This is a genomic window from Burkholderia sp. 572 (assembly GCF_040545135.1).
GTDB classification, from domain to species: domain Bacteria; phylum Pseudomonadota; class Gammaproteobacteria; order Burkholderiales; family Burkholderiaceae; genus Burkholderia; species Burkholderia cepacia.
Genome location: NZ_JBEPLH010000016.1, coordinates 172,555 through 190,522, shown reverse-complemented (window position 1 = coordinate 190,522; position 17,968 = coordinate 172,555). Strand labels below are relative to the sequence as shown.

Sequence of the window (17,968 nt, the reverse complement as noted above, 5' to 3'; positions counted from 1 at the left end):
TCCTCGAAACCCGGCAGTTGCGCAACGGCGTCGATGCCCGCGAGTTCCTTCAGCACGAACAGCATGTCCTTGACGGGGGCGTTATAGCTCATGGTCGATGTTCCAAATCAGGCGGTGAATGAGGCGCGCCACGGGGCCGATACGGCAAAACCGGCCAGCTCCGGGCGGCGAGGTGACCCATCCTAATGCCGTGCGAGCCGGTTTCCATTGTCATATTCGGCCCACCTGGTGACAAAATCGGCCACGGGATGTGGGGGCGGGGGCGGAAGCGGCAGGCGGGGTGCGGGTTTGGCCGGAGTCGGGTTTGGGCGGGAATGACGAGTTGGCGGCTGGTTGGACGGTGTGATCGGGGGGCCGGATTCGGATTCGGATTCGGATTCGGGCAGCGGGCAGCGGGCAGCGGGCAGCGGGCAGCGGGAGTATCGAAGCTGAGCACGTCAGCACGGCATCCAGCGCAGAAAGATGCCGAAATACATCGAGCACATCTAGCACGAACCCACGCTGACCGGTTGCGACGCGTCGGTGTCATTCAGCCCTCGCGTCCTTGATCAAGGTTATGTCCCCAAACTTCCGGACAGTAACGCCGGAAGCGCGGAAAGGCTGTCGATCGCATGCACGGGAGACGCGAACCGCCCGGAACCGGACTGAATGATTGTCCATGGGCCGCGCCGCAAGAACACCGGAACCATGCCGGCCCGCCGCGCCGGTTCGACATCGTTGTCGAGCCGATCGCCGACGTAGGCAATCCTGGACGGCTCGATTCCGTTCGTCTCGGCGACGATGCGTTCGAAAAAGCGGGCATCCGGCTTGTCGACGCCCCACGACGCCGACGACGCAACGATGTCCGCCGGCACGCCGAGCGCACGGAGTGCACGTTCGGTCGCGACGGGTTGATTTCCCGCGATGCCGACCAGCACGCCGGCTTCGCGCAGTCGTTTCAGGCACGGCACGACGTCGGGGTAGAGATCTTCCGCGGTCACCGTATAAGTGCTCCCGGTCGCCTCGCGCTCCCGGCACAATGCGACGAAGTCGACACCCGGCCGCACGAGATCGAACACGCGACGATGATGCTGACCACGCGCGATGACCGCGCCGAGCAACGCATGAAACACCCGTCGCGGCACCTCGAGATGGTCGGCCCACTCGTTCCAGTCTCGACTTTCATCGATCAGCGTTTCGCCGACGTCGAAGAACACGGCTTTTATCATCATCGGGTGGATCGGGTTCCGCAAAAACGGATCTTCGGGGTTTGGCGATGCCGGGGTGGGTGGGCAATGACGGGAGTCGGCGCCAACAACGCCCTTTCGCCATCCGTTCCTGGATCATCGACAATCTCGAAGAAAAACTTTGGTGGTTAGCCGGATGCGAGCGATATCCTAGCGCGTGGGCCTAGCGGTGCTGGCACAACCCGCAACGTAGTGCAAACCCCGACAAGCCAGTTGCGGTCGACAGTCTAGATTGTGACTGTATGGGTTCGTTGATCGAATTTCGGACGTTCTGCCTATTTCCTCGCTATGTCGACCTGAGACAGCTACGTGAACGGATCGACCTACCGCATCATTTTCGGCTTTGTCGTGATCGCTTACGGCGCCGCGATATCCGCAATCATGGCATTTCGTCCAGAGCGAATATTGGCCTTCTATTGCAGATCAAGGGCTTGGAAATGGTGGTACAAATTCTGGCTCAACATGTCTGCAGAAGATATTGTGTCGGCCAAAATGGTACGGCGAACCAGAATCCAAGGGGCGACGGCGCTGGCGTTCTTCACTGCCATTATTTTTGCAGTTTTGTTTCAACTCGGTTCTCACGGCTAGCTGCTGATCTTGGCGGGGGATATATGACGCACGCCTTGTACGAATTGCTTAGTGACCTCGACGATCGCCACCTCTTTTATACATTGGGCCGGCATCGCCCAGACACCATTCTGATCTCGATAACTGTGCCAGGTGAGCGTATCGAGATCGACGTGTTCGACGACGGACATATGGAGATGTCCCGCTTTTCCGGAGATGAGAGTGTAATTGACGACCAACAAATGATTCTGAAGGCTATCGACGAGGCGTCCGAGTGAAAGGGGTTGGTCATGAGGCGCAACGCGCCCACTTCCCGTCGGCCGACGTCGCTGTGCGTGGCCGCTTTCAGGAATTGTATCTGTCTCTTATGGGTCGATTTCGGGTAACTGCGCTGGCCTACGGCAAGCAACTGCGGAAGGCAGCAGCCGGCCAGAAGCGGTCAGTCGACGCAACGACTTGAATCGACGACAATCGAACGTCAGCAACGGATTAATATGGTGGTGTATGAGCGCCAGGAGTTCACGCTTCTTTATCGCCGGAAATATTGAGGAGCCTGTCTTCGTTCTGGATGGAATCGCTTCGGAATGGCTGTTCGTGTCAGGGTTCTGGTGCAGAGTTAACGCATCGCTCGGAACGACATACGATCAGTTCGAGGAAGATGAGGCCGAACCAGCTGCACTTAGCCAGATCGCGTGCGAGCTGGCGCATCAAATCTGCGAACTTGAGGGGCGCGAGGAAGAGATGATCAGCTTCATCTACAGATGGACGCCACAAGGAGAGACATACACTCTGGAAATGCAGCGAGCGGATCTGATTTCTAAGTTGGTAGAAATGCGTGATTTCTTTAATTCGGCTGCTGCAAGTGGTGAAATTCTCGAGTTAAGCCTATAGGTAGTTCAAAAAATCTGGAAATTTTTTCGACCAATTCGCCTTCGGAAGCTGCCATTCGACCTTACAGCAATCGAGGCGTGCATTGCAGGGTTTGAGCGCAGAACCGTCCGTGTCTGTCCGAGAAGGCTTTTTGACACTGAATTATGCGGTCCGCACACATCACGCATGATGCGAACCATGGCCACCTTTCCCGGACCCTGCGCTAGCGTGCATGATTCGTCCACGTGTCAGATGGCAAGATCGAGCAGCCCGATACGCGTCATCGAGTTTGCCGTCAAGCACCATTTTGGGCCCGTTCGATCACTTGCTTCTCGCGACGCATCTGGCAGATAGAAACCCGAATTAAGTCAGATGTTCTGTCGCTGGCATTGCATTTCGCCAGCTGTACGACCTGGATTGTTGCCGTCCAGACAACATGGCATACGCACTCGCGATCCTACCGGCGCTCGCCCGTCCCTCACTACAATGCGTCACACGCTCGCTTGAATTGCGAGCAAAGCGATACGCGCAAAACCCGTGGTCGCTCAGGTGAACCGCGCCGCGTGTACCGGATCCCCCCAACTGAAGCAATAGGACAATGGATCATGAGCAAGACAACTCGCAATGTGCAGCCCGTTACTTCCAACCTGGGCAAACAGGGTTCAGCTGAACTCGTACCTTCCCGTTACGCGGTGCGCGTGGGTGACATCGATGTCGTATTGATCAGCGATGGCGTTCTACCGCTGCCCACCTCCACCATGTCCACCAATGTGAGCGAAGCGGATCGCAACGAATGGTTCGATGGTCGTTTCCTGCAACGAGACATGTTCGACTGGGCGCTGAATATTGCGCTCGTGCGTAGCGGCGGGCAGCTCATTCTGATCGACTCGGGCGTGGGTGATGGTTTCGAATACTTCACGCGAGCCGGACAGTCAGTAGTGCGACTGGAGTCGGCAGGTATCGACCTTACTGCAATCACTGACATCGTCATTACGCACATGCATATGGATCACGTTGGCGGCTTGAACGTCGATGGCGTCAAGGCCAGGCTACGCCCGGACGTGCGCATCCACGTGTCGGCCTCGGAAGTAGAGTTCTGGAAAAACCCGGACTTCAGCAAGACGGTGATGCCGGAGACGGTTCCGCCTGCGCTACGCAAGGCTGCTGCGAAGTTCGTGGAACTCTACCGCGAGAATATCGTGCAGTTCGATCAGGCAGTCGAAGTCGCACCGGGCGTGTCGGCGCGCGTGACGGGCGGGCACACACCGGGGCACTGCGTCGTGGACGTCACATCAAACGGCGAGAAGCTAACGTTCGTAGGAGATGCGATTTTCGAAGTCAACTTCGACAATCCGGATTGGCAGAATGGCTTCGAGCATGATCCTGAAGGTGCAGTGGACGTGCGTCTCGCGCTGTTCAACGAAGCCGCGGAAACGGGCGCTTTGCTTGCCGCAGCACACGTCTCGTTCCCATCCATCGGACACATTGCAAGGAACGGCGACAGCTTTCGCTTTGTTCCTGTTACGTGGGATTACTAATCGATATCGGATAATTGATAATCACCCACCGCGATCTGGACTCACTTTCCGTATCCGGAAGCGACTGGTGCGCATCCCGTGCATGACACTGTCGTTAAGCGTTACCTGCACCTGAATTTCTTCGAGCATGACTGCTATCTCCATGTGCGCACGCGGCGCGTGGAGCCCTTCAATCCACAGGAGCCTGCCATGCGATCCCTTCCCATGCCACGAAAAGCTGTTTGCGCTTGCGCGCTATTCGCAACGCTGCCCGGCGTCGCGACCGCCGAAACGTTTGCGCTGAAAGTTGCCGATCTGGATCACGGCCGTTTCAGGAATGAACAAGTCTTCAGCGGATTCGGCTGCCACGGCGAGAATGTGTCACCGCACGTGACATGGTCAAACGCGCCAGCCGGTACTCGCAGCATCGTCGTGACGATTCATGACCCCGACGCGCCGACGGGCGGTCTCGGCTGGACCCATTGGGCTGTTGTCAACATACCGCCCTCGCAGACCTCTCTGCAAAAGGGCGCCTCCGGCAACGTGAATCTGCTGCCGCCCGGGGTCACCGAAACGCTGACCGACTTCGGCCAATCGAAGTATGGCGGACCGTGTCCACCACAAGGCAAGCCACATCGTTATATCGTCACCGCGTACGCACTCGATATCCCGCATATCGACGTGAGCCCGGCATCTAGCCCTGCACTCGTTGCGTTTCAAATGCACGGGAAGATCATCGCTCGGGCTCGCTATGTCGCGACCTACCAAAGCGCGGCGAATTGAGCCGCGCCACGGGTACTATCAACTGAGCGACATGCCACCGTCGACACGCAAGTTGACGCCGTTGACGAAGCTGCCCTCGTCACTCACGAGAAAGAGCGCCGCGCGTGCGAGTTCTTCAGGAAGTCCGAGGCGGCCTAGCGGAATACGCCCTGCGACGGCAGCCTCGAACGCCGGCCGCTCGTCATACGCGATACCCAGCTTCGTCAGAATTGGCGTGTCGACCGGCCCGGGACTCAGTACATTCACACGAATGCCACGCGCCTGAAGCTCCAAAGCCCAACTCCGCGCGAAGGCCTCGATTGCGGCCTTCGTACCCGCGTAGACTGCATGTCCTTCGAACACTTTCGAACTCGCGATCGAACTCGTCAATAGAATGGCACCACGCTCTCTCATGAGTGGCGTGATCTTCTGTATCCCGAAGAAAATTGCTTTGGTGTTTGTGGCGAAGTGACGATCATAGGAGTCTTCGCTCACTTCGTTCGATGCTTCGATAGTATTCACTCCCGCGTTCGCGAAATATATGTCAATTCCTCCAAAGCGCCTCGACACTAGCGCGGCCACTTCGTCGTGCGTTTTCGGGTTCGCGAGATCTCCCGTCAGTCCGATCGCCCGGTCGCCAAGTTCGGCCACGGCCGCATCGATGGCATCCGGACGTCGGCCCACCATAATGACATTCGCGCCCTCTTCAATCAGCAGCCTGGCCGTGGCCAATCCGATTCCACTATTTGCGCCAGTAACAACAGCAACCTTGTTTGCGAGTCGATTCATGTTTTCTCCGTCATATTCCACCTGTCCGGCGTAGAGCCAGAATTTAGCAACGGCTTCTGGTGGGTTGAAGTCACTCGTAGGTCATTTCACTCTTTCCACTTTGTCATCATGTCCGTGGATAAATTTAGCGGCTTTCCCGCGTTCGTTCGCTCCGTCGAGACGGGCTCGTTCACGGCTGCGGCGCAATCTTTGGGTACGACGACGTCGGCCGTGTCAAAGAGCGTGGCAAGGCTCGAAAAGCGCCTGGGCGTCACGTTATTCCAGCGCTCGACCAGGGCCTCCATTCTGACGATTGAAGGTCAGGCGTTTTATGAGCGCATTGCCCCGCTGATGCGCGGGCTGGAGGCCGCCGAAGAAGTATTGCGATCGCTGGCCGCCGCCGCAGGAAGACTGCGTGTAAGCCTGCCTGGCGAACTGGGTCGCTTTTTGCTCGATCCCGTCACGCGGGAACTCCTGCCAAACCACCCGGAACTCGCACTCGACGTGAGCGTCAGCGACCATCATGCCGACCTGATCCGCGATCGCATCGATATCGCGATCAGGGCGGGATGGCTGGAAGACAGCGGCCTGTATGCGCTGCCGATCACCAGTCTTCGGCTGGTGTTAGTTGCGGCGCCTGCATATCTGCGCGAGCGGGGATCACCGCGTGTTGCTGCGGATCTCGCTGCACATCGGCATGTGCGCTACCGGCTCAATGGCCGACCGTACCCCTTGAACTTCGCCGATGGAACGTCCAGCTCCATCGAAGGCAGGTTCGACGCTGATAACGGTGAGGCAATGCGCGTAGCGGCATTGAACGGACTGGGTATCGCCCAAATACTGGAAATTGCCGTACGGGACGATCTCGCCGCCGGGAGGCTGCAGGCTGTACTACCCGATCAGGCGCTCGCGTGCGTCCCCGTGCACGCTATTCACGCTTTCGGAAAAAACATGCCGACGCGCGCGCGCGTATTCGTCGATTTCGTTACGGCGCAACTTTCGAAATGAAGTATCCCGTCGCCCCGGCGCTCAGCGCCATCGGCTGCCGTCGCGCTGCATTCGAATCACGCCACGGAGGCGTCGTGCAGCAAATCGATCAGTGCGTCGGCTCCAGTGTGGTCGGCCGTGAATGCCGTGGCCACCGGATCGTAGGTTGCGGGCAAGCCGACCGCACCAAGCAGATTGGCGAGGTAGGTATCGAGCGTGCTGGTCGCATTCGACACGCTTGCCGCGGTCACCGTATTGGCAAGCGTGACCGGCGCCCCGGACGTGACGAAATCCATCGGATGGCCATCGGGCGTCAATAACGCGACCAGTGCCGTGGTCAGCGTGGTGACGTTCGCAACCGCGGTCTGTCCACTCGCGGGTAGCTGGGCGAGCGCCGTGACGAGCGGGCTGACCTGGCCGGACGGATCAGTCGCGACGAGCGCGATTGGCTGCGACAGTCCGGCAACATTCAACGTATACGCTCCATTCGCCCCGGCCTGGGTCGTTGCGGTCTTCCCGTTAACGTCGGTGGCGGTGATCGTCGCATTGGCCACCGGATTACCCCCGGCAACCGTTCCCGAGACCGCTGCGTTTTGACTGCCGGATGATGCGCCACTGTCGCTGCCGCCGCCACATCCGCCGAGTAGCGCAACTGCGATTCCTGTTGCGACGACAATCGGTGTCGCCAGATTTCCCTGTCCCATGATCCACTCCATTATTCGCAGTCGATTGATACCGGATGAGGCTGAGCAGCGCACATGATGTCCGCGCCGATCAAACAGGCGCAAAGTCTGGTCTTCGCCCTGCGTCAGTGAATTTATCGTCGACGACGCGCAAGACGTACATAGTCAAGCGACTGGGCAACTTGTCGCCAGGAACACCCACCTTCGAAATATTCGTCAGGCGCAATATCATTTAGAAGTCGTATGGCTTGCACTCGTGGGACCGCGACGCGTTTCCGGCATTGAAGGACCTGGACAGCCGCCGTGTATCCTCGGACGTCGAGTAGCGTTGGCGTTCGCGCAGGTCAGGATCACGGCGAGGAATGTGCCGTTGGCATCGGACAGGGTGTGATGCGCCCCCCAGGCGTCGCAAACAGAGGTGGCCTCACTCGTTCGGACAGTTTTCTGAGATTTTCGTGGAGAAAAATAATTCCGTCACTCCAGAATTCTCATGGATCAAGGCCTCTGTCCCGCGAATTGACGACTTTATTGACGGTCCCATTAAAATAATGTCGTCAACTCGCCTACGTCCGCATTAAATTTGTCGATTCGCATAGTGGAGCAAGGGTTCCGGCGGTAACGTCCTGATTTCTGGACCGATTCCCGGCCCACCGCGCGGCCGGTCGAAGCGCTGAGTTCAGACAGGACGCTCTCTGTCTCAAGCTCGGTCACCTATGCTGGAAAAGCGGTGTTGCGGGACATTCGGGGCCAACTGCGTCCGCTTGCTCCCGGCCAAAAAGCGACATCTGCGCACGTAGGTAGAATCGTCAACAATCAGCTCCAGGTTTGATGGCCATTCCCATTTCGCGAGGCGCAGCGATGAAGGTAACGATTGCATACATCGAAGAACCACCGTTCGGTTGGACGGAAGCGGATGGTACTGCTACGGGTGCTGACGTTGATCTGGCCGATACGGTTCTTCGGGCGATCGGTGTTACCCGGATCGAGCATCGCCTGACGACATTTAGTGAACTGCTACCCGGCGTTGAAGCAGGTCACTGGGATATGAACGTTCCGCTCTTCGTTACCCCTGAACGCGCCAATATCGTCGCGTTCAGCGTACCCGTATGGGGGATCGGAGACGGCTTTCTGGTTCGGACTGGAAATCCGAAAGCGCTCAACAGCTACGTGTCACTCGCCAAACGTCCCGAGGCGCGCCTTGGCGTCATTGCCGGACAGGTGCAACACGAGTCGGCGAGAACGTCAGGCGTAAGCGAGGACCAGATAGCCATCTTCGAGCAACAGGCCGACGCGATCGAAGCGGTTCTCTCGGGCGCGATCGACGCGTATGCAAGCACAGCCTTGGGAAATCGCATAGTTGCGTATCGGATCGGAGGCTCAATGCTTGAGGCAGTGGAGCACGAGCCGCAAACGAATGGCACGCAGCAGAAGCTCCCGCTCGGCGCATTCTCGTTTAGCAAACGAAACAGCGCTCTGCTCAATGCGGTAAACGGGCAACTTCGTTCATATCTTGGCTCAGAAGAGCATCGCGCTCGTATGGCGAGATTCGGCTTGACAAACAATGAAATCGATTCCGCTCTCGCGCATGGGGTGTGAGACGGGCTTCGGCCACGAACGGACACTCGACAGGCGGAGCTAGATTGCTGACAATTCCGTCCATCGCCGCACATCTAGGGCGACACCTTTCATACCCAGCGCAAACAACGCCTTGCTGAAAGGCATCTATAGTGCCGACCCGCCTATGAAACTCGATTTGGAAACGTGGTTGATTGACGAAGGCGACCGAGTCATTCAGAAAAGATCACTTGAGGGTTTCGACAGCCTGACGCTGATCGAACGCGTCGTCTACAGCATGTGGGTCATTGACTACGCCGTTCGGAACTCCGGCACTCTCGAACCAATGAGGGAGTTGTACCCTGATGCTCCGCATGAACTCGAAGCCTTTGCTGCCTCGAACAATGCAGCGAATCTCCTCGCGTTATTGAACTTATCGTCGAACGAGAAACGATTCTGTGCCGAATACCACGAGCGATTTGATCGCGCCTGCGGCGACATAAGACACAACTATGACCAATGCGCCTGAGTCGGTCGTTTATTGGGCTCAGATCGGCCAGTCTCTGCCGTTCGACTTCACCTCTCAGACCGTTGACAATGGTTGTGCTTCTTAATTCGGAAATTCTCCGCCATGGCCACTATCTACGACACAATCGTATGGTTACAGTCGAACACCAGCGCGAAGCAATTCCCCATTGTTGAATTTTCTGCCGACACCGACATGGCGACTCTCGGATGGGTGTCGTTAACGAGCACAGATCGACCGGAAATCGTAGTTACTCAGGTAACGGCAGAAGAGTTCCGATCAATAGCAGATGGCCCAGACGGTTACCTGGCGGTTGAACACCGAATAAACGCCGCTCTTAAGCGGTCCGACCTCAAGTGCTCATGGCTGGCGCGTGTTGAAGAAGTAACTTCGAGCGTCAAAGGCACCTCGCTCCAAGGGTTCAGGAAAGCGTATCAGCCACCAAAACTGTTTTTTCGAGACATTCTTCACCGCGAGTCATTAGCACAGGAAGTCCGTCGTACGACTCGTTCTGATTTTGAGCGCAATGGCGGAAAGGTCATCGTTCTCCAATGACGCACCCAACAATCCAGCCAACTTGCCGACGCACTCCGTCGAACGTCTGCTTCCGATAAATTTGACTGGCCGCTACGGGTCGGCATCAACCAGTCCGACACTACCCCGATACCATTCGACCGGGGCCGGCCAGTTGCGGCCGTCGGCTGGCTGCATCGCTTGGACATTCGAATGTCCAAGCGCCGAGGATACGGCCTTCGCGCGAATTCCGTATCCATCGGACGATGGCACTCCCAGATAGTCGCGGGCAGTAGTCAAAAGCTGCCCAGAGCCGCCGTCCGAATGTCTGTGCGCCTAGATGCAGAACGATCGCGCACTCCCTGAACCCGAACGTCCGAACATGGCTGGCGCATGTACTGGATGCGGATGCGCTTTCAATCCGTCGCCGGCGCGGCACCTGCCCAATTTCCGTCGTTCCGGTCCCAGGGAGGCACGCCACTGAACGCGTCGACCAGGAAATCGATCATGACGCGCACTCTGGCGCTCAGGTGCCGACGGCTCGGATACAGCGCGAGAATGTCGATATCCGGCAAGCGGTACCGGGGCAACACATGCACGAGCCTGCCCTCGCCGAGATCCTTGCCGATCAGGAAAGTGGGCTGCTGGATCACGCCGTGTCCGGCAAGGGCCGCTGCACGCGCCGTATCGCCGTTGTTGGTATGCATGTGACAGTCGACCTTCACCGAGTGAAGCTTGCCGCGCTCGTCGATCAGTTGCCAGTCGTCGCCGGTGGACGCATACGTGTAGCCGATACAGCGGTGCCCGCCCAGCTCCGCCGGGGCTGCCGGAACGCCGAAGCGAGCCAGATAGGCCGGCGATGCGCACAGAATGTTTTGCGACGTCGCCAGCTTGCGGGCCGCATGACTGGTCGATCCGGCGCGTGAGATGCGAATCGCGAGATCGTAGCCTTCGTCCACGATATCGACGACGCGGTCAATCAGTCCGACGTCGAGTTCGACTCCCGGGTATTTCCGCATGAACTCGGGCCACAACGGTGCCAGATACAAAATACCGAAGCTCACGGGTGCATTGATGCGCAGCCGCCCGCGCGGCTCGACCGACGCCGACGAGACCAGCCCCTCCGTCTCGGCGACATCGTCGAGGATCGACTTGCAACGGGCGTAAAGCGTCTCGCCGCCCTCGGTAAGAGAAAGCGTACGCGACGAGCGATTCAGCAAGCGCGTGCCCAGATGCGCCTCCAGTTCATTCACATAGCGTGTGACATTGGCGGGCGACGTGCCGAGCGCATCCGCGGCGCGCGCGAAGCCCCCACGGCTCACCACCGTCACGAAAACCTCGAAGGCGCGCAGACGATCCATCAGTACCTCGATTCATTCACAAAAGCTGAATGATAGAAGCACATTTTGGTCCTTTCTACAATCAAAACTGAGGCCTATATTGCTTTCAACGCGCCAATGCATGGGGCACTGGCCGACGAAGTGCATCAGGAGATTGAAAATGCAACGCTTGAAAGGAAAAGTCGCCATCGTCACGGGCGCCAGCGCAGGGATTGGGCGTGCGACGGCAAAGCTGTTCGCGAAGGAAGGCGCCAAGGTGGTCATCGCGGCGCGGCGCGCGGCGGAACTCGAAACACTCGCCGCGGAGATCGTCAGCGAAGGCGGCGAAGCAGCATACCTGGCGGGTGACGTGCAATCGGAAGACTTTTCGAAGGCGCTGGTCGCGCTCGCGGTGAGCCGGTTCGGCCGCCTGGACATTGCCTACAACAATGCCGGTACGCTCGGCGAGATGGGGCCGAGCACCGGTATTTCCGAAGCAGGCTGGAATGCCGCGCTGTCGACCAATCTGACGAGCGCCTTCCTTGGCGCGAAACACCAGATTCCGGAAATGGTGAAGCAAGGCGGTGGATCGATCATCTTCACGTCGACGTTCGTCGGTTACTCGTTCGCGTTTCCCGGCACTGCGGCTTATGCGGCGAGCAAGGCGGGCCTGATCGGCTTGACGCAGGCACTTGCTGCCGAGTATGGCGCGCAAGGCGTGCGCGTGAACGCGGTGTTGCCGGGCGCTGTCGACACGGACATGTATCGCGGCATGAACGACACCCATGAATCGCAGGCGTTCGTCACGGGCCTGCATGCGCTCAAGCGCGTTGCAAAGCCGGAAGAGCTTGCCCGGTCGGTGCTGTATCTCGCTTCCGACGATTCGTCATTCGTGACCGGTACGGCATCACTCGTTGACGGTGGCGCGTCCATTACCCGGACCTGATCCCTCTTTGTCGGCATCCGGCTTCTACCTGCCGATGCCGCCAGTTTTCCCTCACACATGCAAAGGAAATGACTCATGGACCTGAATCTGCAAGGCAAACTCGCACTGGTCAGCGGCAGCACCGCCGGCATTGGCTTCGCTATCGCCAGGACGTTGGCGCAGGAAGGCGCGCGCGTGATCGTGAATGGCCGCTCCCAGTCATCAGTGGATGATGTGGTCGCGCAACTGAAAGCCGAGACGGGCAGCGACGTCACGGGTTTTGCGGGCGATCTCGCCACAGCCGCGGCGGCTGACGAACTGGCAACGCGTTATCCGGACGTGGAAATCCTGGTCAACAACCTGGGCATCTTCGAGCCCAAGCCGTTTGGGGAGATCCCCGACGCCGACTGGTCGCGTTTCTTCGACGTCAATGTGTTGAGCGGTGTACGCCTCGCTCGCCTGTTTCTGCCCGCGATGAAGCGTGCAAACTGGGGGCGCATCATTTTCATTTCGAGCGAAAGCGGCGTGCAGATTCCCGCCGAAATGATCCACTACGGGATGACGAAAGCCGCGCAGATTGCCGTGTCGCGCGGGCTCGCCGAAGCCGTTGCCGGCACTGGAATTACAGTCAATAGCGTGCTGCCGGGGCCGACGAAATCGCGTGGCGTGGGCGAGTTCGTGGAGGCGCTTGCAAGCGCCGAGGGCAAATCGTTTGAAGCGTTCGAACAGGAGTTCTTCGAGAAAGTCCGCCCCACATCGCTCATCAAGCGATTTGGTTCGCCGCAGGAGGTTGCGTCGCTCGTGGCCTATATCGCCAGTCCGCTTTCGGCGGCCACAACGGGAGCCGCGTTGCGAGCCGACGGGGGCGTTATAAAAAGCGCCTTTTAAAACCCCGGCCGACATTGAGCCGGGCTTTCGACAGTTGCCTCGCTCAATGTCCCGATGCGGTTGGCTGAAACGCTCCGTTTGTGGCGTCCGCGACAATCAGGCACGGGGCGGCTGTTTTGCATTCTCGCGGCGGTATCGTTCATGGCGTCGTGGGCAGCGCGGTCATTCAGCGGGCGTGATGGATGGCTTCGCTTCTCGAGGGGCATGGCCGAAGTAGGCCTTGTAGGCACGACTGAAAGCGGCTTCCGACTCGTAACCAACCGACCGTCCAACCTCGCCCACGCGCGCGTCACCTTTCGCCAGCATGTCGCGGGCGACGCTCAAGCGCCATTCATTGCGGTAACGCAACGGCGACTTGCCAACGAGCGCATTGAAACGTTCGCAAAAGTTGGAGCGGGACATGCCCGCGACGGCAGCGAGTCCATCGATCGTCAAACCACGTGGCGACTGCTCATGGATTGCCTTCAAAGCGCGGGCAATACGCTTGTCCGCCAATCCGCCCAACCAGTTCGATGCATGACCATGATGAACCCAGGCACGCAACGCACGCACCACCACGAGATCAATCATGCGGGAGACCATCAAGGCGGATCCCGCCTCGTCATTGTCCGCCTCATGCAGAAGAAACTGCATGATGTTCGGCAGCCAGTCGCAAGTCTCCGCCTGGCGAAGGTGGATCATGGCGGGTAACGTCAGAAGCAGATCCGGCTGGCTCGCCGGATCAAACCAGAAGTGGCAGACGACGACGTTCGCCGGTTGGTCCAGGGCGGAAATGCGCAGGCTGCCAGGTCCGCGCGGCAACAAGAGCAGTTCGCCGGACCGAATCTCGGAAGCGTCTGCCTCATCGCCGGCAATTTTCACCACGCCTTCCATGACTGCGTACGCGTGCGCCGCCCGCGCAGACATGTCCAACTGCGCGAACGGCAGCAGCATCGACGAAAAGATGCGGTCGCCTGTCATGCGCATACGCGCAAGAACCTGAGACAGGAGATCACCGTTAGCCAGACCAGCAAGCGCCCGATCCGGAAAAATGGTCAAGTTTTTCCCAGGTTCAATCATGTCAATTCGGGTTTCGTGAGCCTAAAGTAAGCGTCGACCACCAACGAAATCACGCAAGGCAAGGATTGAAACCATGTTTGGAATTTCGCCGCTCGGCTGGATACACACTCTCGGCAGTCTACCCGCGATCCCCATGGCCGTGTACATGTTCGCGCGTTACGGCAGGATCGTTCCGCGCTCGGTTGCCGGGAGGGTGTACTTCGTTACCATGTTGATTGGTTCCCTGACCGTGTTCGTCATAGCGCATCAAGGTATCGGCTACGTCATCGGAATCGGAGCCGTCGTGCTGTTACTGGCTGGATATGGCGTTGCGTATCTGCCGCTGCCCGGTCGAGCCGGTATCTACCTGGAAACCTTCTGTCTGACGTTGACCGCATTCGTGTTGATGGTTCCCACGGTTACCGAAACGCTGAAGCGTGTGCCCGACGGACATCCGCTGGTCAGCGATCCGAGGTCGCCACTGCTTCTCGGTGCCCAAGCCGCGCTCCTCGTCGCGCTCGTTCTGGGGTTGACCGCTCAAACGCTTTATCTTCGCAGGAAACCGCAGGGTACCCGTTCGATGAAAATCTAGAGAACGGGCAAGAAGAGACGCTTCCGTTGCCGTGTGAATACGACAATAGATATGCAATCCGAACGATATCGGCTTGATATTGATCTGACATCGGTGGAGTGATCGAAGCCGGCTCATGGTATCGAAAGAAGATCGCACCACCCATTCGGATCCCGTGCGCTTCGTGACAAGCCGCACACTCGCGAAGACAGTCGAGGTTAAAACAAGTCACCTCGTGCTCATTTCGCATCCGGTAGAGGCCGCGAACGTGACCCTCGATGCGACCGCCGGCCAGCGCAACGCGGGCGCCGGCAACAAGCTTGCGACGGCCCAGCCCGGTGTTCGGTCCAGTCAACCGCTCGGTGCTAACGGAGTTGGGATTGGCGTACTTCGCCACGTCGACAGTGGTATTTTCCAGGCGAGCGTATGCTAAACGACCGCTTTGGAGATCTATGCGTGGCCGCTTCGGGTCGATCTGCGCCGGTCATGCGTCACAGAGCGGCGGCCGGCCGCATTCGGCCAGGAGCGGCCCTTGGGCAGCGCTGTCGCGTGGCCGTTCGTACGTCACTTCCACCATAAAACCGGTCGTTCAAGTCAAAATTCGCCTAGACTGCGACTATTGCCGACGCCTTCCCGATCTCCGACCATGTTTCGAGCAGATATGCCGCGGGTGTTCGAACTGCGCGACCTGATAGAGGAGCCACAGGCCCCGGAGGCTTACTTTCAAGACTTTGAACTCACGCTTTGTGACGGACTCGCGAGAGAGATATGGCTTGCCCGCGAGCGGGAGTTCCAGCTGCTTGACGCGGCGTCGTGGGAGGCCCTGAAGGAGGAAGCCCGGCCTTACCTGACGCGGCACGATCCCGGCGGGCGCGGGTGGTCGCAGTTAATCAACATTCTAAATCAGGCTCGAGCCCACAATCATTTGGCTGCCCGGGGTTGCTCCGGGGTCGCTTTCGTCCCGCGAGGTAAGAAGCCGACGCCAGACCTCGAAGGTACCCTCAACGATCGGAAAGTGCTGTGCGAGGTGAAGTCGATAAATATCTCAGCGGAAGAGGCGGAGCGCCGGAATACGCGGGCAGTAGGATCGATAACTGCTTCGCTTGACGGGAAGTTTCTCAAGAAGTTGACGAGCACGCTGTGTAAGGCCAAAAGTCAAATGCTTGCCTATGACAACGGTGCTGCTTGCATCGCGTTTATCATTATCGACTTCGATGACTTCCTCGGCCAATACAAAGCCGACTACTACGCGCAGATAGATCAGCACCTTGAGTCGGAACCTGTCCAGGGAATCGAGATCGTCATCTATAACCAGCGTACAGCTTTTCATCCACATATAACCATGCGAAGTGCCTTCGTCGTCAACGAAGCAGCCTGGCCGAAACCTGAGCCCAGTGAGCCTTAGGCGGTCACGCTGACGCGTGTGTCAATTAAACCGACACAGGGTGAGGACGCTACTGGTCACAAATCGGGTACGCCATGAACACATTCAACGACGATCTCAAACTAGATTCTTTGCACGACCTCGATTGCATAAGTGTCATTGGCATAGCCATAGTAAAGCGACGGGCGAAGATGAGGAAGCCCTGAATGCTCGTGCATTGGCGTGGTGTGAACAGCTTGATGCGCGCACCCTGAGCGGAGAGCACGCGCGTCTGTGCGGCGAAGTGAGCGCAGGCCCAAAACTTACAGGAAGGCGAAAGCATGCGACGCTATTCGCGGGTTCGTGAAAAGCTGACAAACTCTCTTTATCGACTCGCCACGTGGGAAGGCGACGTTAGGGACCGACTTCGCGGCGCGCATTGGGTTTTAAGGCAGCTCTCCACTGAGGAATTGCCGCCTGAACTTCGCGATAGCTGGCAAAGCATCATGCACCGCCTGACCCGGTACGGCCCAGAAGTGTTGCATGATGGAGAAGTGTTTCGGGACGCTGTGACTCACACGATGTCACGAATTCGAAACAGCACGGGGCGTGCAATCGCAACCGATATCTATCGCCTGTACAGCACGTTCATCAGCACATACGGGGCATGACGAAGACGCTAACGAGCGCGCGCCAGAGCGCGTACTTAGGCGGGAACCTGCTGCTTTTGTCCAACGACGCGGCGAGCATGGCAGACCCGCTGCGTTTCGTGATGTTGCAGAACAAAGAGCTCCGGTTCGATCGCGATTAGCCGCACGTTCTGCACGGCGGGCAGGTACAACAGCGGCGAGGTGCTATGTGGGAAAAATTCGTAGAACCGGCGGCGAACGTCCGCTTCGACGTTGCGCAGTTCAGCATGAAGCGCCCTGTACCACCCATAGACCTCAATGGGCACCCCTGTTGCCGTAACTCCCGCCTTGGGCAGGATCGCGCGCCCGTTCACGTGTATGGAAAAATTCGCGTGATTTGAGCGTAACGCTTTGACCTGGTCTGGGCTAAATGCTTCGGCCGTTATCGCTTTGGGAGCAAAGTGCAGTTCGGGCCAGTTTCGGTCCACGACTTCGAGCAATCGCGGATTGTCAAAAAGGTCTGGCTCGCCGTGGGAAACGATGTCTATCAGGTAAGCCGTATCGTCCTTGATGCGCAGTAGCAATAGCTCGGATTCCCCATGCTTACGTGCGACGAACCCCCGCTTGTCAACCGTGTTGATACTGTTCAGGTGCAAGTGATGAATGCCCCAAGTCAGGAGAAGCGTATCCTGATACGCGGCGCGAACCGCCCGCGTTGAAAGATACGGGTGAACGCTTTCGCCTTTACGCAATCGCGACACTATCTCGTCAAAAGCCTTTCTGTGCTCCCTGTACTTCGGATTCTGTCGAATATCGTCCGAAAGACGCACCTCGTAAGGCACGGGCGGAATCGTACGCTCGGCACGCGTGAACAGGATGGCGAACCGGTCGAAGGCCGTATCGCGCGGCTTCGGCTTATAGCCAAGGTTAGATAGAAGCTGAACTGCTATCGAGTCGGCGTCAGCAACCAAATCCATCGCTAACAGAAACCGCATACCGGGCCACTCCATGAAGTTCTAGAAGGCGCGCAATGCAAAGCTGCCCGCACATCACGTCGCTGTCAAATCGGACCGCATATAGCAGGCGGTGCCGGAGAAACGAAGAATCGGCCCGCCATCCGATTCGTGGATCAGCCCTTTAAGGACACCGTCCGACGAACGTCCGCTTCCTGTTGCGGATTCAACCGGTCGATGTTCCGGTATGTCGATAGTCCGCTTCGGGTCGCCAACGGCCATCCCCCCCCGGCCCAAACCGATCCCCCC

Annotated in this window: 22 protein-coding genes; 15 read left to right on the top strand and 7 right to left on the bottom strand. The window is 58.4% G+C overall.

Going from position 1 to position 17,968, the window contains the following annotated elements:
• Together ABIC51_RS28320 and ABIC51_RS28315 are read right to left on the bottom strand one after the other, a co-directional pair.
• The coding region (locus tag ABIC51_RS28320; protein ID WP_175901406.1) for an acyl-CoA dehydrogenase N-terminal domain-containing protein at positions 1-92 on the bottom strand (92 nt) is incomplete at its 3' end.
• A 462-nt stretch (positions 93-554) separates the two neighbouring features.
• Entirely contained in the window at positions 555-1,196 is a 642-nt protein-coding gene (locus tag ABIC51_RS28315; protein ID WP_208451289.1) for an HAD family hydrolase, read from the bottom strand.
• A gap of 339 nt (positions 1,197-1,535) precedes the next feature.
• Here ABIC51_RS28315 and ABIC51_RS28310 point away from each other — a divergent pair, with 339 nt between their 5' ends.
• From ABIC51_RS28310 to ABIC51_RS28290, 5 genes are all read left to right on the top strand, one after another.
• Positions 1,536-1,814 (top strand): hypothetical protein, encoded by a 279-nt coding sequence (locus ABIC51_RS28310; protein ID WP_175862393.1) that lies wholly within the window; start codon positions 1,536-1,538, stop codon positions 1,812-1,814.
• 23 nt (positions 1,815-1,837) lie between these two features.
• Positions 1,838-2,071, top strand: coding sequence for a hypothetical protein (locus ABIC51_RS28305; protein ID WP_027792372.1), 234 nt, complete (start codon positions 1,838-1,840; stop codon positions 2,069-2,071).
• A gap of 226 nt (positions 2,072-2,297) precedes the next feature.
• Positions 2,298-2,684 carry a hypothetical protein gene (locus ABIC51_RS28300; protein WP_175901408.1) on the top strand — a complete coding sequence of 129 codons (387 nt, stop codon included), beginning with the start codon at positions 2,298-2,300 and terminating at the stop codon, positions 2,682-2,684.
• Positions 2,685-3,268: 584 nt separating this feature from the next.
• Positions 3,269-4,201, top strand: a complete 933-nt coding sequence (locus tag ABIC51_RS28295) for an MBL fold metallo-hydrolase (protein WP_027792370.1) — start codon at positions 3,269-3,271, stop codon at positions 4,199-4,201.
• Between the two features lie 189 nt (positions 4,202-4,390).
• Entirely contained in the window at positions 4,391-4,963 is a 573-nt protein-coding gene (locus ABIC51_RS28290) for a YbhB/YbcL family Raf kinase inhibitor-like protein (protein WP_081084763.1), read from the top strand.
• 18 nt (positions 4,964-4,981) lie between these two features.
• On the opposite strand, the gene ABIC51_RS28285 is transcribed toward ABIC51_RS28290, so the two are convergent.
• Positions 4,982-5,731 carry an SDR family NAD(P)-dependent oxidoreductase gene (locus ABIC51_RS28285; protein WP_027792369.1) on the bottom strand — a complete coding sequence of 250 codons (750 nt, stop codon included), beginning with the start codon at positions 5,729-5,731 and terminating at the stop codon, positions 4,982-4,984.
• Positions 5,732-5,839: 108 nt separating this feature from the next.
• On the opposite strand from ABIC51_RS28285, the gene ABIC51_RS28280 reads away from it, so the two are divergent.
• A complete protein-coding gene (locus ABIC51_RS28280) occupies positions 5,840-6,718 on the top strand; it encodes a LysR family transcriptional regulator (protein WP_175855787.1) in 879 nt (292 codons plus the stop codon).
• Between the two features lie 56 nt (positions 6,719-6,774).
• Here the strand turns inward: ABIC51_RS28280 and ABIC51_RS28275 are convergent, their stop codons facing one another.
• Positions 6,775-7,401 (bottom strand): hypothetical protein, encoded by a 627-nt coding sequence (locus ABIC51_RS28275; protein ID WP_175862392.1) that lies wholly within the window; start codon positions 7,399-7,401, stop codon positions 6,775-6,777.
• An 837-nt stretch (positions 7,402-8,238) separates the two neighbouring features.
• Here ABIC51_RS28275 and ABIC51_RS28270 point away from each other — a divergent pair.
• The 3 genes from ABIC51_RS28270 (at position 8,239) to ABIC51_RS28260 (ending at position 10,015) form a co-directional block, all read left to right on the top strand.
• Positions 8,239-8,976: a transporter substrate-binding domain-containing protein gene (locus ABIC51_RS28270; RefSeq protein WP_060082615.1), complete on the top strand. Its 738-nt coding sequence runs from the start codon at positions 8,239-8,241 to the stop codon at positions 8,974-8,976.
• 145 nt (positions 8,977-9,121) lie between these two features.
• Positions 9,122-9,463 carry a hypothetical protein gene (locus ABIC51_RS28265; protein WP_057056498.1) on the top strand — a complete coding sequence of 114 codons (342 nt, stop codon included), beginning with the start codon at positions 9,122-9,124 and terminating at the stop codon, positions 9,461-9,463.
• Between the two features lie 102 nt (positions 9,464-9,565).
• Positions 9,566-10,015, top strand: a complete 450-nt coding sequence (locus ABIC51_RS28260; RefSeq protein ID WP_081076273.1) for a hypothetical protein — start codon at positions 9,566-9,568, stop codon at positions 10,013-10,015.
• A 374-nt stretch (positions 10,016-10,389) separates the two neighbouring features.
• Here ABIC51_RS28260 and ABIC51_RS28255 read toward each other — a convergent pair whose 3' ends face one another.
• Entirely contained in the window at positions 10,390-11,334 is a 945-nt protein-coding gene (locus ABIC51_RS28255) for a LysR family transcriptional regulator (protein WP_059552967.1), read from the bottom strand.
• Between the two features lie 139 nt (positions 11,335-11,473).
• Here ABIC51_RS28255 and ABIC51_RS28250 point away from each other — a divergent pair, with 139 nt between their 5' ends.
• Positions 11,474-12,238, top strand: coding sequence for an SDR family oxidoreductase (locus ABIC51_RS28250; protein ID WP_048028700.1), 765 nt, complete (start codon positions 11,474-11,476; stop codon positions 12,236-12,238).
• A gap of 75 nt (positions 12,239-12,313) precedes the next feature.
• Positions 12,314-13,105, top strand: a complete 792-nt coding sequence (locus ABIC51_RS28245) for an SDR family NAD(P)-dependent oxidoreductase (protein ID WP_175901411.1) — start codon at positions 12,314-12,316, stop codon at positions 13,103-13,105.
• A gap of 162 nt (positions 13,106-13,267) precedes the next feature.
• Here ABIC51_RS28245 and ABIC51_RS28240 read toward each other — a convergent pair whose 3' ends face one another.
• Positions 13,268-14,164: a helix-turn-helix transcriptional regulator gene (locus ABIC51_RS28240; RefSeq protein WP_175901414.1), complete on the bottom strand. Its 897-nt coding sequence runs from the start codon at positions 14,162-14,164 to the stop codon at positions 13,268-13,270.
• Between the two features lie 73 nt (positions 14,165-14,237).
• Between ABIC51_RS28240 and ABIC51_RS28235 the strand changes: the two genes are divergently transcribed.
• From ABIC51_RS28235 to ABIC51_RS28220, 4 genes are all read left to right on the top strand, one after another.
• The gene (locus ABIC51_RS28235; RefSeq protein WP_175901416.1) at positions 14,238-14,735 is read left to right on the top strand and encodes a hypothetical protein; all 498 of its coding nucleotides are present in this window, start codon (positions 14,238-14,240) and stop codon (positions 14,733-14,735) included.
• A gap of 115 nt (positions 14,736-14,850) precedes the next feature.
• A complete protein-coding gene (locus ABIC51_RS28230) occupies positions 14,851-15,147 on the top strand; it encodes a hypothetical protein (RefSeq protein ID WP_175901418.1) in 297 nt (98 codons plus the stop codon).
• A gap of 213 nt (positions 15,148-15,360) precedes the next feature.
• Positions 15,361-16,119, top strand: a complete 759-nt coding sequence (locus tag ABIC51_RS28225) for a hypothetical protein (RefSeq protein WP_175901420.1) — start codon at positions 15,361-15,363, stop codon at positions 16,117-16,119.
• 299 nt (positions 16,120-16,418) lie between these two features.
• Positions 16,419-16,748, top strand: a complete 330-nt coding sequence (locus tag ABIC51_RS28220) for a hypothetical protein (RefSeq protein WP_124923477.1) — start codon at positions 16,419-16,421, stop codon at positions 16,746-16,748.
• Positions 16,749-16,783: 35 nt separating this feature from the next.
• On the opposite strand, the gene ABIC51_RS28215 is transcribed toward ABIC51_RS28220, so the two are convergent.
• A complete protein-coding gene (locus ABIC51_RS28215) occupies positions 16,784-17,701 on the bottom strand; it encodes a hypothetical protein (protein WP_175901422.1) in 918 nt (305 codons plus the stop codon).
• Positions 17,702-17,968: the final 267 nt, after the last annotated feature.